Below are 20423 nucleotides of genomic sequence, written 5' to 3'. Positions count from 1 at the left end.
GCTGTATACAGCGGCGTTGGATTGATCTATCGCATTACTTTTTCTTTACCGGACGCTGCCAGCCCGCAATGGTGCGCTCTTTTACGCGAGTGATCACTAACTCACCCTGAGCCACGTCCTTAGTCAATGTCGTCCCCGCACCGATGGTCGCACCGTCCGCCACAGTGACTGGTGCCACCAGCTGACTGTCGGAGCCGACAAACACATCATTGCCAATCACGGTTTTGAATTTGTTGGCGCCGTCGTAGTTGCAGGTGATGGTACCAGCTCCGATGTTGGTACGCTGACCGATTTCAGCGTCGCCCAGATACGTCAGGTGATTGGCTTTTGAGCCTTCGCCAATGCGGGTGTTTTTCACTTCGACAAAGTTACCGACGTGCGAATCGTTGCGCATTTCTGCTCCCGGACGCAGACGGGTAAACGGTCCGACGGTACACTCTTCACCGACCGTGGCCCCTTCGATCACGCTGTACGGACGCACCACAGTGTTGTCGTCAATCTCACAATCTTTCAGCACACAACCGCTGCCGATCACCACGTTATCACCCAAAGTGACGTTACCTTCGATGATCACATTGGTATCGATTTCACAGTCCATGCCACACTGCAGCTCACCGCGCAGATCGAAACGAGCCGGATCGCGCAACATCACCCCCTGCTCAAGCAGTTTTTGCGCCTGCATAGACTGAAAGGCCCGCTCAAGACGCGCCAGCTGAGCCCGGTCGTTAACCCCTTCCACTTCAATAGGTGTGCCCGGGTGTACCGCTTCCACGGCGCGTCCTTCATCGTGCGCCGCCGCAATCACGTCCGTAAGATAATATTCGCCTTGCGCGTTTTCGTTGTTGAGTCCGGACAACCAGCGTTTCAGATCCCCGCCCGTGGCGACCATGACCCCAGTGTTGATCTCTTTGATCAGCTTCTGCTCTTCCGTGGCGTCTTTTTGTTCCACGATCGCCACAACCGGGCCATTTTTCCGCACGATGCGGCCATAGCCGGTCGGGTTATCCAAGACAACAGTCAGCAGTGCGATCCCGCCAGTTGGCTGCGCATCCAGCAGGCTCTCGATGGTTTCTTCCGAGATCAAAGGCACATCACCGTACAACACCAGGATTTTTTCATCGTCTTCAAATTGCGCGGAGGCCTGATCGACCGCGTGGCCCGTCCCCAATTGCTCTGCCTGCAAGACCCAATTGACCTGTTCGTCGGCCAGCTCCGAGTGCATCTGATCGCCACCGTGGCCATACACCAGATGGATATTCTGCGCTCCCAAACCGGCACAAGTGTCGATCACGTGTTTGACCATCGGCTTGCCTGCCAGAGTATGCAGAACCTTAGGTTTATTAGAGTACATACGGGTGCCTTTACCCGCAGCCAGAATAACCGCACTGAATTTCATAAAGTGACCTGTTGGAATTGTGAAAAAATTTTTGAGGAGATTGTAGCGGCTTCGCGTCGATTAGTTAAACGATGCGGGAAAATTTACTTTAAAAAATAAGCAAAAAGGCGGTCAAATGACCGCCGTTTACTGCACGTTGCTAAAGATTAGCGACGTTTCTTTGTCAGCTCAATTACTCGTAGCTGAGCAATGGCTTTAGCCAGTTCACTGGCCGCTTGCGCGAAGTCCATATCGCCATGCTGATTCTGAATCTTCTCTTCAGCGCGACGCTTGGCTTCTTCTGCCTTCGCTGCGTCAAGGTCTTCACCACGGATTGCCGTATCAGCCAGCACAGTCGCTGTGCCAGGCTGAACTTCAACAATACCACCCGAGACATAAATGAACTCTTCGTGGCCGTGCTGTTTCACAATGCGCACCATACCAGGCTTGATAGCGGTCAGCAGCGGTGTGTGGCCATGGAAAATACCAAGCTCACCTTCGCTACCGGTCACCTGAAACGTTTCAACACGTCCAGAGAAAAGCTTTTTCTCTGCACTGACGACGTCTAGGTGAAAGGTTATTGCTGCCATATCGCCTCCTAGTTAGCCTTATAGCTTCTTCGCGTTCTCGATAGCATCGTCGATTGCACCGCAGTACATAAACGCTTGCTCTGGAACGTCGTCGTAGTCACCAGCTAGCAGACCTTTAAAGCCACGCAGAGTCTCTTTCAGAGGTACGTAGATACCAGGGTCGCCGGTAAATACTTCTGCTACGTGGTAAGGCTGAGTTAGGAAACGCTCAATCTTACGTGCACGAGATACCACTTGCTTGTCTGATTCAGACAGCTCGTCCATACCTAGGATCGCAATGATGTCTTTCAGCTCTTTGTAGCGCTGAAGTGTCTGCTGAACGCCACGCGCGATGTCGTAGTGCTCTTGACCAACGACCAGTGGGTCTAGCTGACGAGACGTTGAATCCAGTGGGTCGATCGCTGGGTACAGACCCATCGCTGCGATGTTACGGTTCAGTACCACTGTTGCATCCAAGTGCGCGAACGTGGTTGCCGGAGACGGGTCGGTCAAGTCATCCGCAGGTACGTATACTGCCTGTACAGACGTGATAGAACCTTGCTTAGTTGACGTGATACGTTCCTGAAGAACACCCATTTCTTCTGCCAGTGTAGGCTGATAACCTACTGCAGATGGCATACGACCCAGCAGTGCTGATACCTCAGTACCTGCCAGTGTGTAACGGTAGATGTTGTCGATAAACAGCAGTACGTCACGACCTTCGTCACGGAAACGCTCTGCCATTGTCAGGCCCGTCAGGGCAACACGCAGACGGTTACCCGGTGGCTCGTTCATCTGACCGTAAACCATCGCAACCTTAGATTCTTCTGGTTTCTCGATGTTTACTACGCCTGCTTCCTGCATCTCGAAGTAGAAGTCGTTACCCTCACGAGTACGCTCACCTACACCGGCGAATACAGACAGACCTGAGTGTTGCAGTGCGATGTTGTTGATAAGCTCCATCATGTTAACGGTCTTACCTACACCTGCACCACCGAACAGACCAATTTTACCACCCTTCGCGAATGGACAAATCAGGTCGATTACTTTTACACCGGTCTCAAGAAGCGATGTTTCGTTTGACTGCTCTTCGTAGCTTGGTGCTTCACGGTGGATAGAGTAAGTCTCTTCCGCGCCGATTTCACCACGCTCGTCAATCGCGTCACCCAGAACGTTCATGATACGACCTAGGGTTTTAGTACCTACTGGTACTGAAATTGGAGCACCGGTGTTAACCACTTCCACTCCACGACGTAAACCATCAGAGCTACCCATCACGATACAACGAACTACGCCACCGCCTAGCTGTTGCTGAACCTCAAGAACCAGACGTTCTTTTGAGTCCGTAACGTTTAGAGCGTCATATACACTAGGTACTTCGCTCTGTGGGAACTCTACGTCGACTACCGCACCGATGATCTGTACGATCTTACCTGTAGCCATCGTTAATCCTCTAAACTGTTTCGTTTTACCTAAGCTTAAACCGCTGCCGCACCACCAACGATTTCCGACAGTTCTTGTGTAATCGCCGCCTGACGGGCTTTGTTGTACACAAGTTCTAAGTCGTCAATCAGGTTAGTCGCGTTGTCGGTTGCAGCCTTCATCGCAATCATTCGAGCCGCTTGCTCACAAGCAAGGTTCTCAACCACACCCTGGTAAACCTGAGACTCTACGTAACGCACTAATAGCGTATCCAGCAGAGGTTTTGGTTCAGGTTCGTAGATGTAGTCCCATGAATGCTCACGCTGCATCTCTTCGCTGTCCGATTTAGGCAAAGGTAGCAATTGATCGATCGTTGGTTGCTGAACCATGGTGTTGACAAACTTGTTGAACACCACATACAGACGGTCCAGTTCACCTTCATCGTATTTTTTCAGCATCACGCTGACAGAACCAATCAGATCTTCCAGCACCGGGCTGTCGCCCAGACCAGAGACCTGAGCAGCGACTTTCGCGCCGCTGTTGTTGAAGAAAGCGGTTGCTTTTGAGCCAATTACAGCCAGCTCAACGTCCGCACCTTTCTCTCTCCAGGCCTGCATATCCGTCACGGCTTTTTTGAACACGTTAATGTTCAAGCCACCACACAGACCACGGTCTGTGGATACGATGATGTAACCAACACGTTTGGCTTCACGCTCTTCCAGGTACGGATGACGGTACTCCAGATTTGCGTTTGCCACATGACCGATCACTTTACGCATTGTTTCCGCGTATGGACGAGAAGCTTCCATTGCATCTTGAGAACGACGCATTTTCGAAGCTGCTACCATTTCCATCGCTTTCGTAATCTTCTGAGTGCTTTTTACACTCCCGATTTTACTACGTATCTCTTTTGCGCCGGCCATCGTTACTCTCCATTAGTTGGTGGCAGAGCCTGCCACCGACCTGTTACCAAGTTTGGGTTGCTTTGAAATCGTCTACCAGTTTCTTCAACTGAGCTTCGATTTCATCGTTGTAAGCACCAGACTTGTCGATCTCAGCTGCCAGTTCAGCGTATTGACCGCGAGCGTACGATAGTAGAGCCGCCTCGAAATCCAGAACTTTAGTCAGTTCTACGTCATTCAGGTAACCGCGCTCTGCCGCAAAGATAGTCAGCGCCTGGTCAAAGACAGACATCGGAGCGTACTGCTTCTGCTTCATCAGTTCCGTTACTTTCTGACCGTGGTCCAGCTGACGTTTCGTCGCTTCGTCCAGATCAGAAGAGAACTGCGCGAATGCTGCCAGTTCACGGTAAGCAGCCAGAGCGGTACGGATACCACCAGACAGCTTCTTGATGATTTTCGTCTGAGCAGAACCACCTACACGAGATACTGAGATACCTGGGTCAACCGCTGGGCGTACACCCGCGTTGAACAGTTCAGTTTGCAGGAAGATCTGACCGTCGGTAATCGAGATTACGTTCGTCGGTACGAATGCTGATACGTCACCAGCTTGCGTTTCGATGATAGGCAGAGCCGTCAGAGAACCGGTCTTACCTTTCACTTCGCCGTTAGTGAAACGTTCTACGTACTCCGCGTTGACTCGAGCGGCACGCTCTAGCAAACGTGAGTGAAGGTAGAATACGTCACCCGGGAAAGCCTCACGGCCTGGTGGACGTTTCAGAAGTAGAGAGATCTGACGGTAAGCGACCGCTTGTTTCGATAGATCATCGTAAACAATCAGTGCGTCTTCGCCGCGATCACGGAAGTATTCACCCATCGCACAACCTGCGTATGGCGCCAGGTATTGCAGCGCTGCAGATTCAGAAGCCGATGCCACAACAACGATGGTGTTCGCCAGCGCGCCGTGCTCTTCCAGTTTGCGAACTACGTTAGCAATGGTCGATGCTTTCTGACCGATCGCGACGTAGATAGAGAAAATACCAGAGTTTTTCTGGTTGATGATCGCATCGATCGCCATCGCGGTTTTACCGGTCTGACGGTCACCGATCACAAGCTCACGCTGACCACGACCGATTGGGATCATTGAGTCAACTGACTTGTAACCAGTTTGAACAGGCTGATCAACCGATTGACGGTCGATTACACCTGGTGCAATCACTTCAACAGGCGAAGTCAGTTTGGCTTCGATAGGACCTTTACCGTCGATAGGCTCACCCAGCGTGTTCACTACGCGACCTAACAGTTCTGGACCCACTGGCACTTCAAGAATGCGGCCAGTACCTGTTACTTTCATGCCTTCCTTAAGGTCAGCATATGGGCCCATTACAACCGCACCAACCGAGTCACGCTCGAGGTTAAGTGCCAGTGCATAACGGCCACCCGGTAATTCAATCATTTCACCTTGCATCACGTCCGCCAGGCCGTGGATGCGGATGATACCATCGCTTACCGATACGATAGTACCCTCGTTGCGAGCTTCACTAACAACGTCGAAAGATTCGATACGCTGTTTGATCAGATCGCTGATTTCCGTGGAATTAAGTTGCATGCTCCAATCCCCATTAAGACTGCAATGCATCGCTCAGGCGGTTCAAACGACCACGCGCTGAGTTATCGATGACTAAGTCTCCGGCTCGAATAATAACCCCACCAAGTAGGGCCTCATCTACACTGCAATTCAGCTTCACTTTGCGCTCAAGACGCTGCTCAAGTTTGCTGCTGATGTCTGCCAGTTGCTGCTGAGAAAGCTCAGTCGCTGAAGTGACTTCAACGTCAATTTGCTTCTCATGCGCCTGCTTCAGAGCAAAATACTGCTCATAAACATCAGGAAGGGCACGAAGTCGGCCATTCTCAGCCATCACCTTCAACAGGTTCTGGCCATTTGCATCAACTTGCTCGCCACAAACGGCAACAAAGATGTCTGCCATTTTATCGGCAGCAACGGAACCGGTTAACAGTTCCTGCATCTGGGCGTTTTGAGCAACTTCCGCAGCGAAAGACAACATTTGACCCCATTGGTCCAGTTGGCCTTTTTCTACGGCAAAGTCGAATGCTGCTTTAGCATAGGGGCGTGCGATAGTAGTCAAATCAGACATATGCGCCCCCAGACTTAAAGTTTTGCAGTAATGTTGTCGAGAATATCTTTGTGCGCATCTTTATCGATGGAACGCTCAAGGATTTTCTCAGCACCAGCTACAGCCAGAGTTGCAACTTGTTTGCGCAGTTCATCACGCGCGCGGTTACGTTCAGCTTCAAGTTCTGCTTCTGCTTGCGCAAGGATTTTCTGGCGTTCTGCCTGAGCTTCCTCGCGAGCTTCGTCTAGAATTTGAGCTTTGCGCTTGTTCGCTTGCTCGATGACCTCAGTTGCTGTGCGCTTCGCTTCTTTCATCTGATCAGAAGCGTTGGCTTGTGCTAGTTCCAAGTCTTTTGCAGCACGCTCAGCGGCTGAAAGACCGTCAGCAATTTTCTTCTGACGTTCTTCGATCGCTTTGATGATTGGCGGCCATACATACTTCATGCAGAACCACACAAACAGTGCGAACGAGATTGCTTGACCTAGCAGAGTTGCGTTCATATTCACAACAGCTACCCCTCTAAATGGACTTAGTGTTAATCAGGGACAAACCGCAGTTTGCCTTACGTTAAAAGTGATTAACCTAGCTGACCAACGAATGGGTTCGCGAAAGTGAACAGAAGTGCGATTACGATACCGATCATAGGGATCGCATCAAGTAGACCAGCGATGATGAACATCTTAACTTGCAGCATAGGAGCCATTTCTGGTTGACGTGCAGCACCTTCAAGGAATTTACCACCTAGAAGTGCGAAACCAATCGCAGTACCAAGAGAAGCAAGACCGACGATAATACCTACGGCGATTGCAGAAAAGCTCAGTAAAGTTTCCATTACTATCTCCAATTTGTAGTTTTTGGCTTAGAGTGCCCGATAAATAAAGCTTAAAAAAATATTAGTGATCAGAATCTTCGTGTGCCATCGATAGATAAACGATGGTCAACATCATAAATACGAAGGCCTGAATCGTGATAACCAGAATATGGAAAATAGCCCACGGTAGTGAACCCATCCATTGTAGCCACCATGGTAGCATTGCCGCACAAAGAATGAATACAACCTCACCCGCGAACATGTTGCCGAAGAGACGCATACCGAGTGACAGAGGTTTCGCCAGCAGCGAGACCACTTCAATCAGCAGGTTAAACGGAATCATGATTGGGTGATTAAATGGATGTAGAGCCAGTTCTTTGGCAAACCCACCCAGGCCTTTTACTTTGATGCTGTAGTAGATCATCAGAGCAAAAACGCCCAGAGCCATAGCCATGGTGATATTCACATCAGCAGAAGGTACCACTTTCAAGTAAGGGATACCGAGCCAATGCTCAGCTGGGTACGGTAAGAAGTCGATCGGGACTAGGTCCATCACGTTCATCAAAAATACCCAACAAAAGATAGTCAGTGCTAAAGGCGCGATCAGTGGGTTGCGTCCATGGAACGTGTCTTTGACGTTATCCGCGACAAATTCAACGATCATTTCTACAGCACACTGAAGCTTACCTGGTACACCTGCTGTTGCCTTCTTCGCCACTGAACGGAAAATCCATAGGAAAATCAGTCCTGTAAACAAAGAAAAAAACAGGCTATCGATATGTACGTTCCAGAAACTTGTCTCCTCCGCTACCAGACCCAGCTTGTATAAAGACAGGTTGGTAAGGTGGTGATCAATGTATCCGGCCGATGTTAGCGCTTCACCTGGCGCAGCCATAACTCGTCCTATTTTTTGTTGTTAATGAATAGCACTGGCGCACAGATATTAATACCTAGAGCCAGCAAATAGGTTAGTTTCAGGGGAACAAGTTCCACCTGCATATACATGTAGGCAACGGAGAAAAGTGCAACCGTGATGAGGATTTTGAGTGCTTCGCCTGTGTAGAAAGAGGCCGTGATTCGCTTTGCAGCGCGAGCTCCACTAAACATAAAAGCACACAGCGCGAATACCGCATTGGCCACGACAAATATGCCGCCGCCAACCAGCGCTGAAAGTCCCCATTCAGCATTCACGGCTACCGCCATCCCTGCTGCCACAAACATAACCGCGCCGGACTGGATCATTAACAATTGCTTAGCAAGCTCTCGTCCTGGTCTAGCCAACGCAGCTACCATGTATTCGTACCTCTAGTTAACTCCAACAGCCTGACGATTCCGGGCTCTGGAAATTGGCGAAAATTATACGGTGAGTCGGACTTAATGCAATTGAAACGCCGCAAAAAGTTACAATTTTGTTTACAAACCGACAACTTTCGTTCAAGAAATCATTTTTTGCACAATTGATTTAAATCAATTATCTCATTTAGCTCTCGAGCTTGGCAATTAACTGCTCTAATTTGTGAGGCTCATCAAGACTAATCGTCATTTTAGCCTTACCGTCCTTCGAGCGCACAATCGACACTTTAGCATCGAGAATTTCGCTCAGTTTATGTGACATTTGTTGTGCGTCAGCGTCTTCTGGCACGTTTTTCGTGTCAGCTTGGGGTGCCAGACACTTTTTGACTAACTTTTCCGTCTGACGTACTGTCAGTTGCTTTTTGGCAACCTGCTGTGCAATCTCACACTGTTGCTCGCCTTCCAGCGCCAGCAGGGCGCGAGCATGACCCATTTCGAGCAGTTTCTCCGCCACCAGTTGCTTGACCTGATCGTCCAACTGGTTCAGGCGCAGCAGATTGCTGACCGTGGTGCGGGATTTACCGATCACATCGGCGACCTGTTGATGGGTCAGAGTAAATTCGTCCTGCAGACGCTCAAGTGCCTGCGCCTCCTCGATCACATTGAGGTTTTCACGCTGAATGTTTTCAATCAACGCCATGGCAATCGCCGCCCGATCCTGAACGTTCTTCACCAAACACGGCACCTGACGTAAGCCCGCCTGACGGGCCGCACGCCAGCGACGCTCGCCGGCAATAATTTCAAATTTGTCGTCCGCGACCTGACGCACCACGATCGGCTGAATGATGCCTTGCGACTGAATCGAAGCCGCCAGCTCTTCCAGCGCTTCCGGTGCCATGTCTTTACGCGGTTGATACACCCCTGGCTGCAGGCTGGTGATCGCCAGATCCCGCAGTTCGCCATCGGAGGACAACGCCTGGCTCTGGGTGGCAATGTGTTGTTTCTCACGGGCAAATGAGCTGGTGGCTAAGAGCGCATCCAGCCCTTTTCCTAAACCACGTTTAGACATGCAGAAGAATTCCTATTGGTTGAATTATGCGGGTACTTCGTCGCGACGCAGCATTTCGCCGGCCAGTGCCAGATACGCTTTCGCGCCAGCCGAATACTTATCGTAATACATGGCAGGTTTGCCGTGACTCGGCGCTTCGGCCAGACGAACATTACGAGGAATAACGGTTCGATAGACTTTGTTACCGAAATGCTTTTTCAGCTGATCAGACACTTCATTGGAAAGGCGGTTACGCGGGTCGTACATGGTACGCAGCAACCCTTCAATCTTCAGATTTTCATTCACAACGGCAGCCAGCTTGCTGATCGTATCCATCAATGCCGTCAGCCCTTCCAGCGCAAAATACTCACACTGCATCGGCACTAACACAGAGTCAGCCGCTGCCATCGCGTTGATTGTAAGAAGGTTAAGTGCCGGCGGACAATCGATAAAGATGAAATCATAGTTATCGCGAACTGACGCGAGCGCGTTTTTCAGCCGGATCTCGCGGGCAAACACTTCCATCAGTTTGATCTCGGCCGCGGTGACGTCACCGTTGGCGGCGATCAGGTCGTAATAGCCTGTGGTTTTCTGGCACACCACCTGCTCAAACGGCAGCTCTTCGACCAGCAGATCGTAGGCGGTGGCCTCGACCTGATATTTGTCGATGCCGCTGGCCATAGTGGCGTTCCCCTGAGGGTCGAGATCTATCACCAGCACCTTACGCTTAGTGGCCGCCATGGACGCCGCTAAGTTAATACACGTTGTTGTTTTACCAACACCACCTTTCTGGTTGGCGATCGCTACGATTTTTCCCACGTTATGCCTCGCTGTTATCCCTTGCGCGATAAGATTACAAGATGACGCTCACCTTCCAATTCAGGAACTGTCAAAGCTTTGATACCGATCACAGAACACCACTCCGGCAACTGGTCGATCTCATCCTGCGGGAGTTGACCTTTGAGCGCGAGAAACACGCCACCCGACGTTTTGGGCAGATGGTGACACCATTCCACCATGTCGGTAATGGAGGCAAACGCGCGGCTGAGTACCCCGTCAAACAGCATGTCGGGCTGATACTCTTCCACCCGGCTCTGCACTGGCGTGACGTTGCTGATGCTGAGCTCGTGCAACACTTGCTTGATGAAACGAATGCGCTTACCAAGACTGTCGAGCAGCACGAATTGTTTGTCCGGATTCATCACCGCCAGCGGAATGCCCGGCAGCCCCGGGCCAGTTCCAACATCGATAAAGCGCTCGCCATCCAGCGCCGGGCTGACAACGATGCTATCCAGAATGTGTTTAACCATCATCTCCTGCGGATCACGCACCGAAGTCAGATTGTAGGCCTTGTTCCACTTGTCGAGCAGGGTCACATACCCTACCAGTTGCTCACGCTGACGCTCAGACACCAACAAGTCGGTTTGCGCGATCAGCGCATCAAGAGTGCTGCGTAGTGCGCTCATGCGACGTCCTCGCCTTTTTTCAGCATGCCGTGTTTTTTCAGATGCACCAGCAAGATAGAAATCGCAGCCGGCGTGATACCAGAGATGCGCGATGCAATACCAATGCTTTCTGGTTTAGCCTCACTCAGTTTGGCCACCACTTCGTTGGACAACCCTTTGACCGCAGCATAATCCAGATCCAGCGGCAATTTGGTGTGTTCATGACGCAGTGATTTTTCGATCTCATCCTGCTGACGCTTGATGTAACCTTCGTATTTCACCTGAATTTCAACCTGTTCGGCCGCCTGACGATCCGCTAACGCCGGCGCAAACGCGTCCAGTTGAGTCAGTTGATCGTAGGTCATTTCCGGACGACGCAACAGATCCTCACCGCTGGCTTCACGCACCATTGGCGTTTTCAGCAACTGGTTAAGTGATGCTACACCAGCAGAATTGGGGTTCATCCAGGTCTCTTTGAGACGCTGGCGCTCGCGGTCCATGTTGTCAATTTTCTGGTTAAAGCGTGCCCAACGCGCCTCGCTGATCAGCCCCAATTCATGCGCTTTCGCGGTCAGACGCAGATCGGCGTTATCTTCACGTAGCAACAGGCGGTATTCCGCACGGGAAGTGAACATCCGGTACGGTTCTTTGGTGCCCATGGTGGACAAATCGTCAATCAGAACCCCTACGTACGCTTCATCACGGCGCGGACTCCAGCCGTCTTTGTCCTGACTGTACAGGCTGGCATTAAGACCGGCCATCAGACCCTGCGCGGCCGCTTCTTCGTATCCTGTGGTACCATTGATCTGACCGGCAAAGAACAAACCTTGAATAAATTTGGTTTCAAACGTCTGCTTCAGATCGCGGGGATCGAAGAAGTCGTATTCAATCGCGTAGCCCGGACGCACAATGTGCGCGTTTTCAAAACCTTTCATCGAGCGCACAATTTGCACCTGAACGTCAAACGGCAGACTGGTTGAGATGCCGTTCGGGTATAATTCGTGCGTCGTCAGACCTTCCGGTTCAATGAAGATCTGGTGGCTGTTTTTGTCGGCAAAACGCATCACCTTATCTTCGATCGACGGGCAGTAACGTGGCCCGATCCCTTCGATCACCCCAGCGTACATCGGGCTGCGATCCAAGTTGGCGCGGATCACATCGTGCGTCTGCTCGTTGGTGTGAGTAATAAAACATGGGATCTGGTGCGGGTGTTGATTCCGCTGGCCCATGAACGAAAACACCGGTGTCGGGTTGTCACCATGTTGCGCTTCCAGTACCGAGAAATCGACGCTGCGCGCATCAATGCGCGGCGGTGTACCGGTTTTAAGACGATCGACCCGAAACGGCAGTTCGCGCAGACGATCCGCCAGTGCGATCGACGGAGGATCGCCCGCGCGCCCCCCGGATGAACTCTCCATTCCGATGTGGATCTTTCCGCCCAGGAAAGTCCCGACCGTCAAGACCACGGCTTTGGCACGGAATTTTAGCCCCATCTGAGTGATCACACCCACCGCCTGATGATTTTCGACGATCAGATCATCCACCGACTGTTGAAACAACGTCAGATTGGGGGTGTTTTCCAGCGTCTGGCGTACGTACGCTTTGTACAGCGCCCGGTCAGCTTGCGCTCGGGTGGCTCGAACCGCCGGACCTTTTGATGCGTTCAGTGTACGGAATTGAATACCCGCATGGTCAATGGCCTCGGCCATCAAACCGCCCATGGCATCGACTTCTTTGACCAGATGACCTTTACCAATCCCACCAATCGCTGGGTTACAGGACATCTGACCTAATGTATCAATATTGTGGGTCAACAGCAGAGTGCGTTGACCTGTGCGAGCTGATGCGAGTGCGGCTTCCGTTCCTGCATGACCGCCACCGACAACAATGACGTCAAAATTTTCGTGATAAAGCATGAACCGACCTCAGGTATTCAAACAAAATGATGGACAGAGAAAAAGAGCCGTATTTTACCCTCTTTCCGGGATCGATAAAATCGCTTTTCGCTTTTTTCCTCGTTCAGGGAAAGAATAAATATATATAAGATCTATATAGAGATCTTTTATTGGATCTACTATTAGTGGAACCGTTTTCTGTGGATAACTAAAAAATGATCAACAAGATCATGGATCTTGAGACGATCATTTGCTGTGATCTTCATTTGATCTGATCGAGGATTAGCTGGGATCAAAATCGGTTGTTATACACAGGGGATCGTATGACCTAAAGTTATTATTGGAATAACTATAGTTTGATCACTGGAAACTTGATAGGTTATCCACAGCACAAGTGGTCAAATAATCAGCAAACGAATCATCCCGTTTGGCTTGTGGATGTTTTCGGGGACAAAAAAAGCGGCCCGAAGGCCGCCGATTGTCCGTTCTCAATTAGAATAATTCGAGGTGATCGTTCAACCAGGCCTCGGCGGCATCTTCCGGTACGGTGTGGCTTAACACGTCAATAGTGACGCAGTCTGTCAGTGGCGTGGCACCGATGTCCAGCAACAGATCATACGCGTGCTTCCCTGCGGCACAGAAAGTGTCGTAACTGGAATCGCCGATGGCGATCACTGCGTATTGCACGTCACTCATTTTAGGTGGGGTGTCTTGCAGCGCCTGAATGAATGGCTGGATGTTATCCGGGTACTCGCCGGCACCGTGGGTGGAAGTGATCACCAGCCAGGTGCCACGATTAGGGATCTCTGCCAGATCCGGCTGGTTGTGGATCTTGGTGGTCAGGCCTTTTTCTGTCAGCAGATCGCTGAGGTGATCACCGACGTACTCGGCACCGCCTAAGGTGCTTCCGGTAATGATGTGGATCATAAATACTCCCTTATGAGCAGCGTGGCCGCCCCGTGCCACGCCTGACGTGTTATTTGCCGATACAAAATGATGAGAAGATACGCCCTAACAGATCATCCGAGCTGAACTCTCCGGTGATCTCGTTGAGGTGCTGCTGGGCGATGCGCAGCTCTTCGGCAAGAATTTCCCCGGCCATGTAACCTTCCAGTTGCTGCTGACCGATGTCAAGATGCTGGGCGGCACGCTCCAGAGCGTCTAAATGACGACGACGGGCCATAAAGCCTCCCTCGCTGTTGCCGGCAAAGCCCATGCACGCTTTGAGGTGGGCACGCAGTGCGTCGACACCGGCGCCGGTTTTGGCCGACAAGCGGATCAGGGTCGGATGATTGACGTGGCAGATCCCCAGCTCTTCATCGGTTTGATCGGCTTTATTGCGGATCACGGTCATTCCGATGCTGTCGGGCAGACGATCAACAAAGTCGGGCCAGATCGCTTTCGGGTCCGTGGCGTCGGTGGTGGTGCCGTCCACCATAAACAATACCCGATCCGCCTGAGCTATTTCATCCCAGGCGCGCTCGATGCCGATTTTTTCCACTTCATCAGACGCATCACGCAGGCCGGCGGTGTCGATGATGTGCAAAGGCATGCCGTCGATGTGGATGTGCTCACGCAATACGTCACGCGTGGTGCCGGCAATGTCGGTGACAATCGCAGACTCTTTGCCGGACAAGGCGTTGAGCAGGCTGGATTTGCCTGCGTTTGGCCGGCCGGCGATGACCACTTTCATCCCTTCACGCATGATCGCACCCTGGTTGGCTTCGCGGCGTACCTCAGCAAGGTTATCTATAATGGTCTGTAAATCGGCGGCCACTTTGCCGTCGGCGAGAAAGTCGATCTCCTCTTCGGGAAAATCAATCGCGGCTTCGACGTAGATGCGCAAGTGGATCAGCGATTCCACCAGCGTGTGGATGCGGCGTGAGAACTGACCCTGCAGGGATTGCAGCGCGGACTTGGCGGCTTCTTCCGAGCTGGCGTCAATCAGATCGGCAATGGCTTCCGCCTGCGTCAGGTCCATTTTGTCGTTCAGGAATGCCCGCTCGGAGAACTCCCCTGGCCGGGCCGGACGGACGCCGTCGATGTCGAGAATGCGTTTGATCAGCATGTCCATGACCACCGGGCCACCGTGGCCCTGCAGCTCCAGCACATCTTCACCGGTGAACGAATGGGGATTAGGAAAGAACAGGGCAATGCCCTGGTCTAACTGGCTGCCGTCACTGGCGGTGAAGGGCAGGTATTCGGCATAACGTGGCTTCAGAGTACGGCCTGTCACGGTTTCGGCGACCAGTGCCGCCTTAGGGCCGGACACACGGATAATGCCGACACCGCCACGACCGGGCGCGGTTGCCTGAGCGACTATGGTGTCTGTTGTCATATTGTAGCCTTTCGAGCTGGGACCGCCGGGGGCGATCGAAAAATTCAGTTAGCTGAATTGTAATCAGCAGCAAACAAAAAGGCGACCCTTTGGTCGCCTTTGTCGGTGTGTGTCGGGCTTACTTGGAGTGCAAGCCTTTCTTCTCCAGTGCTTTGTAAATCAGCGTTTGCTGGATCAGAGTGACCACGTTCGATACCAACCAGTACAGAACCAGGCCTGACGGGAAGAACAGGAAGAAGAAGGTGAACATGACCGGCATGAACATCATGATCTTCTGTTGCATCGGATCCGTGACTGTAGTCGGGCTCATTTTCTGGATCATGAACATCGACGCACCCATCAGCAGCGGCAGAATGTAGTACGGGTCCTGTGCAGACAGGTCGTGAATCCAACCGAAGAATGGTGAGTGGCGCAGTTCAACCGACTCCATCAGTGACCAGTACAGGGCGATGAAGATAGGCATTTGCAGCACAATCGGCAGACAGCCACCCAGCGGGTTCACTTTCTCTTTCTTGTACAGCTCCATCATTTCCTGACTCATGCGCTGACGATCATCACCGATGCGCTCACGCATGGCCTGCAGTTTAGGTTGCAGCATGCGCATTTTCGCCATGGAAGTGTACTGCGCTTTGGTCAGCGGGTACATCGCACCACGGACGATAAAGGTCAGACAGATGATCGCCACACCCCAGTTGCTAACAAAGCCCTGGATGAACGACAGCAGCATGTGCAGTGGTTTCGCGATGAACCACAGCCAGCCGTAGTCTACCACCAGATCCAGGTTGTCCGCTGTAGCGGCCATTTGGTCCTGAAGTTTCGGACCAGCCCACAGAGTAGCTTCGAAGTGGGCGCTGTCGCCGTTGGCGATGGTTTTGTTCGGCATGCGAACGCCGATATCGCCCAGATTACCGATCACGCGGGTGTACAGGTTGGTGCCAGGTTCGTTGCGTGGGATCCACGCGGCAGCAAAGTAGTGCTGAATCATGGCCGCCCAGCCCTGACCGTCAGTCAGGTTGATCTGCAGGTTGCGATCCTGCATGTCGTCAAAGCTGTATTTTTTGTAGCGGGTATCTTCGGTGGAATACGCACCACCACGGTAGGTTGGCATCGTGATGCTGCCACCAGAATCCAGCAGGTTCTGACGCAGATGCGCGTACATGCCAACGGTGGCGTTGTTGCCTGAGTTGTTCACGACGTCGTAATCGACATTGATCGCGTAACTGCCACGCGTTAGCGTGAACGTTTTGGTGTACGTGATGCCGTTCGCGGTGTATGTCATCGGGATACGCAGTTCGTCCTGACCGTCTTGCAGGGTGAAGCTGTCTGCGTCAACGCTGTAGTTGGGACGATTGCTGCTGCTCAGATCAACACCCTGTGGACCCACCAGACCGCTTTGCGCGATAAACTGATGTCCCTGAGTGTTTTTCAGCAGCACGAACGGGTCTTTGGAGTCCAGCTCGGCAGAGTATTGGTTCAGATCCGCGTTGACCACATCGCCACCCTGAGTGTCGATTGACAGAGTCAATACGTCAGTCGTCACGGTAATCGTCTTCGCTGATGCCTGCTGGGCCGATGGTGCTGGGTCAAACTCATCACCGGTTGACGGGGCAGGTAAGGTACTGCTTGATTGTGCCTGCTCAACCGCTTGAGGAGCCGGATTCTTTGCTACTTGCCACTGCTGGAAAAGTAGAAAAGAGACCAACGCCAGTGCGATTAACAGGATATTACGTTGAGAATCCATCGTTATTTATCTCTGTCATGTTTCTGGACGGGTGGAACGGGGTCGAACCCCCCTTCGTTCAAAGGGTGGCATTTTAATAGACGTTTGCTTGATAACCAACACCCTTTTACAAAACCGTGAGCTTTCAGGGCTTCTATGGCGTAAGTTGAGCAGGTGGGGGTGAATCGACACCTTGGCCCCAGGAGCGGACTAATGAGCCCCTGGTAAAGACGGACAAGTCCGATCCCTAGCCACGCGAAGGGCGAGACAGGCGATGCCATAACTTATCAAACAATTGGAACAATTCATCATTGCTTAAATCTTGGGCGCTTTTTTTAGCAATCACAACAAAATCTTTGTTCGGAAGCTGATGTTGTTTGTTACGAAAGCTTTCTCTGGCCAGACGCTTGAACCGGTTACGGCCAACGGCAGTTTTGATTTGCTTTTTGGGAACGGCTAAGCCTAAACGAGGATGAGAAAGGTTATTATTGCGAGCAATGATGGTGAAATGAGGTGAACCAGCACGATGCGCTTGCTGGAAGACATTTTGATAATGCTCGGGAGTTAGCAGACGTAACTCCCGATTGAACGCGTACGTATTCAAAATAAGCTAGTGATTATTTTGACAGGCGCTTACGGCCTTTTGCACGACGTGCGTTGATTACTTTACGACCGTTCTTAGTTGCCATGCGAGCACGGAAGCCGTGAGTACGCTTGCGCTTTAGAACTGTAGGTTGAAAAGTGCGTTTCATGATAATTACCTTTACTGATCAGTAGTTTTAGGTCAATGTTAACCCGGCGTGGGTTGTATTGCTCTCTTTACTATAGAAAAGAGAAGCACCGACGCCTCTCAACAAAGAGGCGGAATTGTAATCACACTCACCTTAGCTGTCAATCACTGCGGCAGTATGAATTCCGGCCGGGCGATTATACGGAGTGTGATTAAAATCTCAAGGATCTTGGGATCTTTTGGCCGATCTTTATTCGGCGCCAACCTGACGCAGAAACTTCTGCAGGCGAGGATCCTGTGGATTGTTGAAGATATCCTGTGGAGATCCCTGTTCCACTATCTTCCCCTCGGCCATAAAGATCACCCGATCAGCCACTTCACGGGCAAACTGCATTTCGTGCGTCACCACCAGCATGGTCTGGTGCTGCGTCGCCAGGCGCTTCATCAGCGCGAGGACTTCGCCGACCCATTCCGGATCGAGAGCCGAGGTGGGTTCATCAAACAGCAGCAATTCCGGTTGCAACGCCATCGCCCGGCCAATGCCGACCCGTTGTTGCTGACCGCCCGACAGGGAAGCCGGATATTGATCACCCTTGTCTCCCAGACCGATGTCATCGAGGATTTGTTGCGCCCGGGTCAGTGCCTGGTCTTTTTTCCAGCCGCGCACGGTGAGCAGGCCCTCGGCAATGTTCTGGCGCGCAGTCAGGTGAGCAAACAGTGCGTAATTCTGGAACACAAAGCCGGTTTTGCGTCGCAGCGCCAGAACATCCGATTTGCTGTGCTGGCGAGCATTGACGCTGACATCATCAATGGTGATCTGGCCCTCATCGGCTTGCTCGAGAAAGTTCACGCAGCGCAGCAGCGTCGATTTGCCGGTGCCGCTTGAGCCGATAATCACGATGATCTCGCCTTGCTGGATGTCAAGATCGATGCCTTTCAGTACTTCGCTGTCGCCAAAGCGTTTATGGATATTGGTCAGTTTGATCATCGTACGTATGCCTTATTCAGTTTGGTTTCCGCCCAGATCTGGACGCGGGTCAGAACCAAAACCACGCCCCAGTAAATCAGTGCGACCGCCAGGAACGCTTCAAAGAAACGAAAACTGGATGAGGCTTCCATTTGCGCTTTGGCCATGATTTCTGCCACGCCGAGAGTGAAAGCCAGCGAGGTGGATTTGATCATGTCGATGAAGTAATTCATCAGCGACGGCAGCGCCACGCGGGTTGCCTGTGGCAGGATGATCCGGCGCATCGCTTGTGGTGTGGTCATACCGACCGACAAACTGGCTTCCATCTGGCTGCGGTCAATGCCGATGATCGCGGCGCGTATGCTTTCTGCCATGTAAGCGGCAAAATGGAGCGTCAGGCCGATCACCGCCGCAGAGAAGGCATCCAGTCCGACCATCACCGGAAAGATTTGTGGCAAGCCATAATAAAGCAGGAACAGCTGAACCAACAACGGCGTGCCGCGGAAGAAACTGATGTAAAGCTGGCTGAGCTGATCCAGCACCGGCAGACGAAACACACGAATGTTGGCCAGCACAACGGACAGAATCAGCGAAAACAGCAATCCCCAGATCGCCATTTCCATGGTGGTGCCGAGATACTTGAGCAGTATCGGCATTAACTCCAGCATGTAGTTAAAGTCAAAACCCATAAGTTACCTTACATCAGAAAAGAAAGGGTGGAATTGACCATTCCACCCTCGAAAATACAGTTGATTTGTTCTGGTGCGACGGTTATTTGGTAATGTCGGCACCGAACCATTTTTCAGAGATCTGCGCAAGCGTACCATCTTCACGCATCGATTTCAGAGCCTGATTGACTTCAGACTGCAATTGACGGCCTTTTTCGTTGTTCAGGAATGGCCAGGCGTTCTCGATGGTCTCAAACGGTTGACCCGCCAGTTGCAGCGGCAGACCGGTTTTTTTGATCAGTTCCAGCGCCGACAAGCGATCCATCACGAAGGCATCAGCACGGCCGAGTGCGACGTCGTGTTCGATACCGGTATCGTACGTTTTCACGTTGATTTTACCGTCTTTGTCGTAGCTGCGCAGCAGTTGTTCGAAGTTCGAACCCAGATTCACGGCCACGGTTTTACCGGCCAGGTCATCCACACCCTTGATGGTGTCGTTGCCTTTACGGACGGTGATTTGCGCACCGTCGATGACGTACGGATCCGCAAACAGATACTTGGCCTTGCGCTCATCAGTGATAGTGATTTGGTTTGAAATGGTGTCGATGCGGCCGGTTTCAAGTAATCCGAACAAACCCGAGAAGTTTGCGGTGACGTATTCTACTTTATAGTCGTTGCGTTTACCGATTTCGTCCCACACGTCCACTTCAAAGCCCTGCAGTTTATCCTGCTTGACGAACGTGAACGGGAAGTAGCGGCCAGACATGCCCACTTTGATTTCGGTTGCGGCCTGCACAGTGGCTGCAGACAGAGCGACGGCTGCAACGGCAGCTTTAATCCAGGTTTTCATAATACAACTCCATATATTTGTAGAGGGAAATACTACTGTTACTTTGCTTAGTTAGATAAATAACCAAGTGCAATAAACTAGAGCAGTGTGTAATAAGTTGAAGGTTATGGTCAGGTTATACACAGCCTAGTCTATCCTGGGCGATTTTCGTGCCAGGCCGATGTGAGCCAGTGCTCAAAGGCACAAAATGATCCGGATCGCTCAGGGTGTGGAGAAAAAGATTCACAGAGTTATCACCAGATTGAAGATCACCGGATC

At 51.7% G+C, this 20423-nt stretch carries 23 protein-coding genes; all 23 read right to left on the bottom strand.

All coding sequences use genetic code 11. The features are described from left to right. Positions 1-34: 34 nt before the first annotated feature. Positions 35-1396, bottom strand: a complete 1362-nt coding sequence (gene glmU, locus CAG64_RS12395; protein WP_021707048.1) for a bifunctional UDP-N-acetylglucosamine diphosphorylase/glucosamine-1-phosphate N-acetyltransferase GlmU — start codon at positions 1394-1396, stop codon at positions 35-37. Positions 1397-1542: 146 nt separating this feature from the next. Then, the gene (locus CAG64_RS12390) at positions 1543-1965 is read right to left on the bottom strand and encodes a F0F1 ATP synthase subunit epsilon (protein ID WP_021707047.1); all 423 of its coding nucleotides are present in this window, start codon (positions 1963-1965) and stop codon (positions 1543-1545) included. A gap of 18 nt (positions 1966-1983) precedes the next feature. Continuing rightward, positions 1984-3387 carry a F0F1 ATP synthase subunit beta gene (gene atpD / locus CAG64_RS12385; RefSeq protein WP_021707046.1) on the bottom strand — a complete coding sequence of 468 codons (1404 nt, stop codon included), beginning with the start codon at positions 3385-3387 and terminating at the stop codon, positions 1984-1986. A 35-nt stretch (positions 3388-3422) separates the two neighbouring features. Then, positions 3423-4289 carry a F0F1 ATP synthase subunit gamma gene (atpG, locus tag CAG64_RS12380; RefSeq protein ID WP_021707045.1) on the bottom strand — a complete coding sequence of 289 codons (867 nt, stop codon included), beginning with the start codon at positions 4287-4289 and terminating at the stop codon, positions 3423-3425. A gap of 43 nt (positions 4290-4332) precedes the next feature. Continuing rightward, complete coding sequence (gene atpA / locus CAG64_RS12375) at positions 4333-5874, bottom strand: F0F1 ATP synthase subunit alpha (RefSeq protein ID WP_021707044.1); 1542 nt, start codon at positions 5872-5874, stop codon at positions 4333-4335. A 13-nt stretch (positions 5875-5887) separates the two neighbouring features. Further along, a complete protein-coding gene (gene atpH / locus CAG64_RS12370) occupies positions 5888-6421 on the bottom strand; it encodes a F0F1 ATP synthase subunit delta (protein WP_021707043.1) in 534 nt (177 codons plus the stop codon). A 14-nt stretch (positions 6422-6435) separates the two neighbouring features. Further along, positions 6436-6906 (bottom strand): F0F1 ATP synthase subunit B, encoded by a 471-nt coding sequence (gene atpF / locus CAG64_RS12365; RefSeq protein WP_021707042.1) that lies wholly within the window; start codon positions 6904-6906, stop codon positions 6436-6438. Between the two features lie 71 nt (positions 6907-6977). Next, on the bottom strand, positions 6978-7232 hold the full coding sequence (atpE, locus tag CAG64_RS12360) for a F0F1 ATP synthase subunit C (RefSeq protein ID WP_021707041.1): 255 nt from the start codon (positions 7230-7232) through the stop codon (positions 6978-6980). 61 nt (positions 7233-7293) lie between these two features. Next, a complete protein-coding gene (gene atpB / locus CAG64_RS12355; RefSeq protein ID WP_021707040.1) occupies positions 7294-8106 on the bottom strand; it encodes a F0F1 ATP synthase subunit A in 813 nt (270 codons plus the stop codon). Positions 8107-8114: 8 nt separating this feature from the next. Then, positions 8115-8504, bottom strand: coding sequence for a F0F1 ATP synthase subunit I (locus CAG64_RS12350; protein ID WP_021707039.1), 390 nt, complete (start codon positions 8502-8504; stop codon positions 8115-8117). 187 nt (positions 8505-8691) lie between these two features. Next, complete coding sequence (locus CAG64_RS12345) at positions 8692-9573, bottom strand: ParB/RepB/Spo0J family partition protein (protein ID WP_021707038.1); 882 nt, start codon at positions 9571-9573, stop codon at positions 8692-8694. Between the two features lie 24 nt (positions 9574-9597). After that, positions 9598-10371 (bottom strand): ParA family protein, encoded by a 774-nt coding sequence (locus CAG64_RS12340; RefSeq protein WP_021707037.1) that lies wholly within the window; start codon positions 10369-10371, stop codon positions 9598-9600. 14 nt (positions 10372-10385) lie between these two features. Next, the gene (rsmG, locus tag CAG64_RS12335) at positions 10386-11018 is read right to left on the bottom strand and encodes a 16S rRNA (guanine(527)-N(7))-methyltransferase RsmG (protein WP_161457920.1); all 633 of its coding nucleotides are present in this window, start codon (positions 11016-11018) and stop codon (positions 10386-10388) included. Beyond that, positions 11015-12913, bottom strand: a complete 1899-nt coding sequence (gene mnmG, locus CAG64_RS12330; protein WP_161457921.1) for a tRNA uridine-5-carboxymethylaminomethyl(34) synthesis enzyme MnmG — start codon at positions 12911-12913, stop codon at positions 11015-11017. Before mnmG ends, rsmG begins: the two co-directional genes overlap by 4 nt. Positions 12914-13384: 471 nt before the next feature. Further along, positions 13385-13819: an FMN-binding protein MioC gene (mioC, locus tag CAG64_RS12325; protein WP_021707034.1), complete on the bottom strand. Its 435-nt coding sequence runs from the start codon at positions 13817-13819 to the stop codon at positions 13385-13387. A 49-nt stretch (positions 13820-13868) separates the two neighbouring features. Continuing rightward, positions 13869-15230, bottom strand: coding sequence for a tRNA uridine-5-carboxymethylaminomethyl(34) synthesis GTPase MnmE (mnmE, locus tag CAG64_RS12320; RefSeq protein WP_021707033.1), 1362 nt, complete (start codon positions 15228-15230; stop codon positions 13869-13871). Between the two features lie 118 nt (positions 15231-15348). Next, positions 15349-16971 carry a membrane protein insertase YidC gene (yidC, locus tag CAG64_RS12315; RefSeq protein ID WP_021707032.1) on the bottom strand — a complete coding sequence of 541 codons (1623 nt, stop codon included), beginning with the start codon at positions 16969-16971 and terminating at the stop codon, positions 15349-15351. A 2-nt stretch (positions 16972-16973) separates the two neighbouring features. Further along, positions 16974-17231 (bottom strand): membrane protein insertion efficiency factor YidD, encoded by a 258-nt coding sequence (gene yidD / locus CAG64_RS12310; RefSeq protein ID WP_021707031.1) that lies wholly within the window; start codon positions 17229-17231, stop codon positions 16974-16976. Further along, positions 17198-17521 (bottom strand): ribonuclease P protein component, encoded by a 324-nt coding sequence (gene rnpA / locus CAG64_RS12305; RefSeq protein WP_237668249.1) that lies wholly within the window; start codon positions 17519-17521, stop codon positions 17198-17200. Before rnpA ends, yidD begins: the two co-directional genes overlap by 34 nt. 46 nt (positions 17522-17567) lie before the next feature. Then, a complete protein-coding gene (rpmH, locus tag CAG64_RS12300) occupies positions 17568-17702 on the bottom strand; it encodes a 50S ribosomal protein L34 (protein WP_021707029.1) in 135 nt (44 codons plus the stop codon). Between the two features lie 228 nt (positions 17703-17930). Beyond that, entirely contained in the window at positions 17931-18668 is a 738-nt protein-coding gene (locus CAG64_RS12295; protein WP_161488681.1) for an amino acid ABC transporter ATP-binding protein, read from the bottom strand. Next, positions 18665-19336, bottom strand: a complete 672-nt coding sequence (locus CAG64_RS12290; RefSeq protein WP_161452107.1) for an amino acid ABC transporter permease — start codon at positions 19334-19336, stop codon at positions 18665-18667. The genes CAG64_RS12295 and CAG64_RS12290 overlap by 4 nt, the downstream gene beginning before the upstream one ends. Positions 19337-19418: 82 nt before the next feature. Beyond that, complete coding sequence (locus CAG64_RS12285) at positions 19419-20165, bottom strand: amino acid ABC transporter substrate-binding protein (protein ID WP_021707026.1); 747 nt, start codon at positions 20163-20165, stop codon at positions 19419-19421. Positions 20166-20423 lie beyond the last annotated feature (258 nt).

The organism is Vibrio sp. V38_P2S17PM301 (genome assembly GCF_009904845.1).
In the GTDB taxonomy this organism is placed as follows: Bacteria; Pseudomonadota; Gammaproteobacteria; order Enterobacterales; family Vibrionaceae; genus Vibrio; species Vibrio proteolyticus.
Note: the sequence above shows the minus strand (reverse complement) of the source record. Positions and strands in the feature narration are given on the sequence as shown.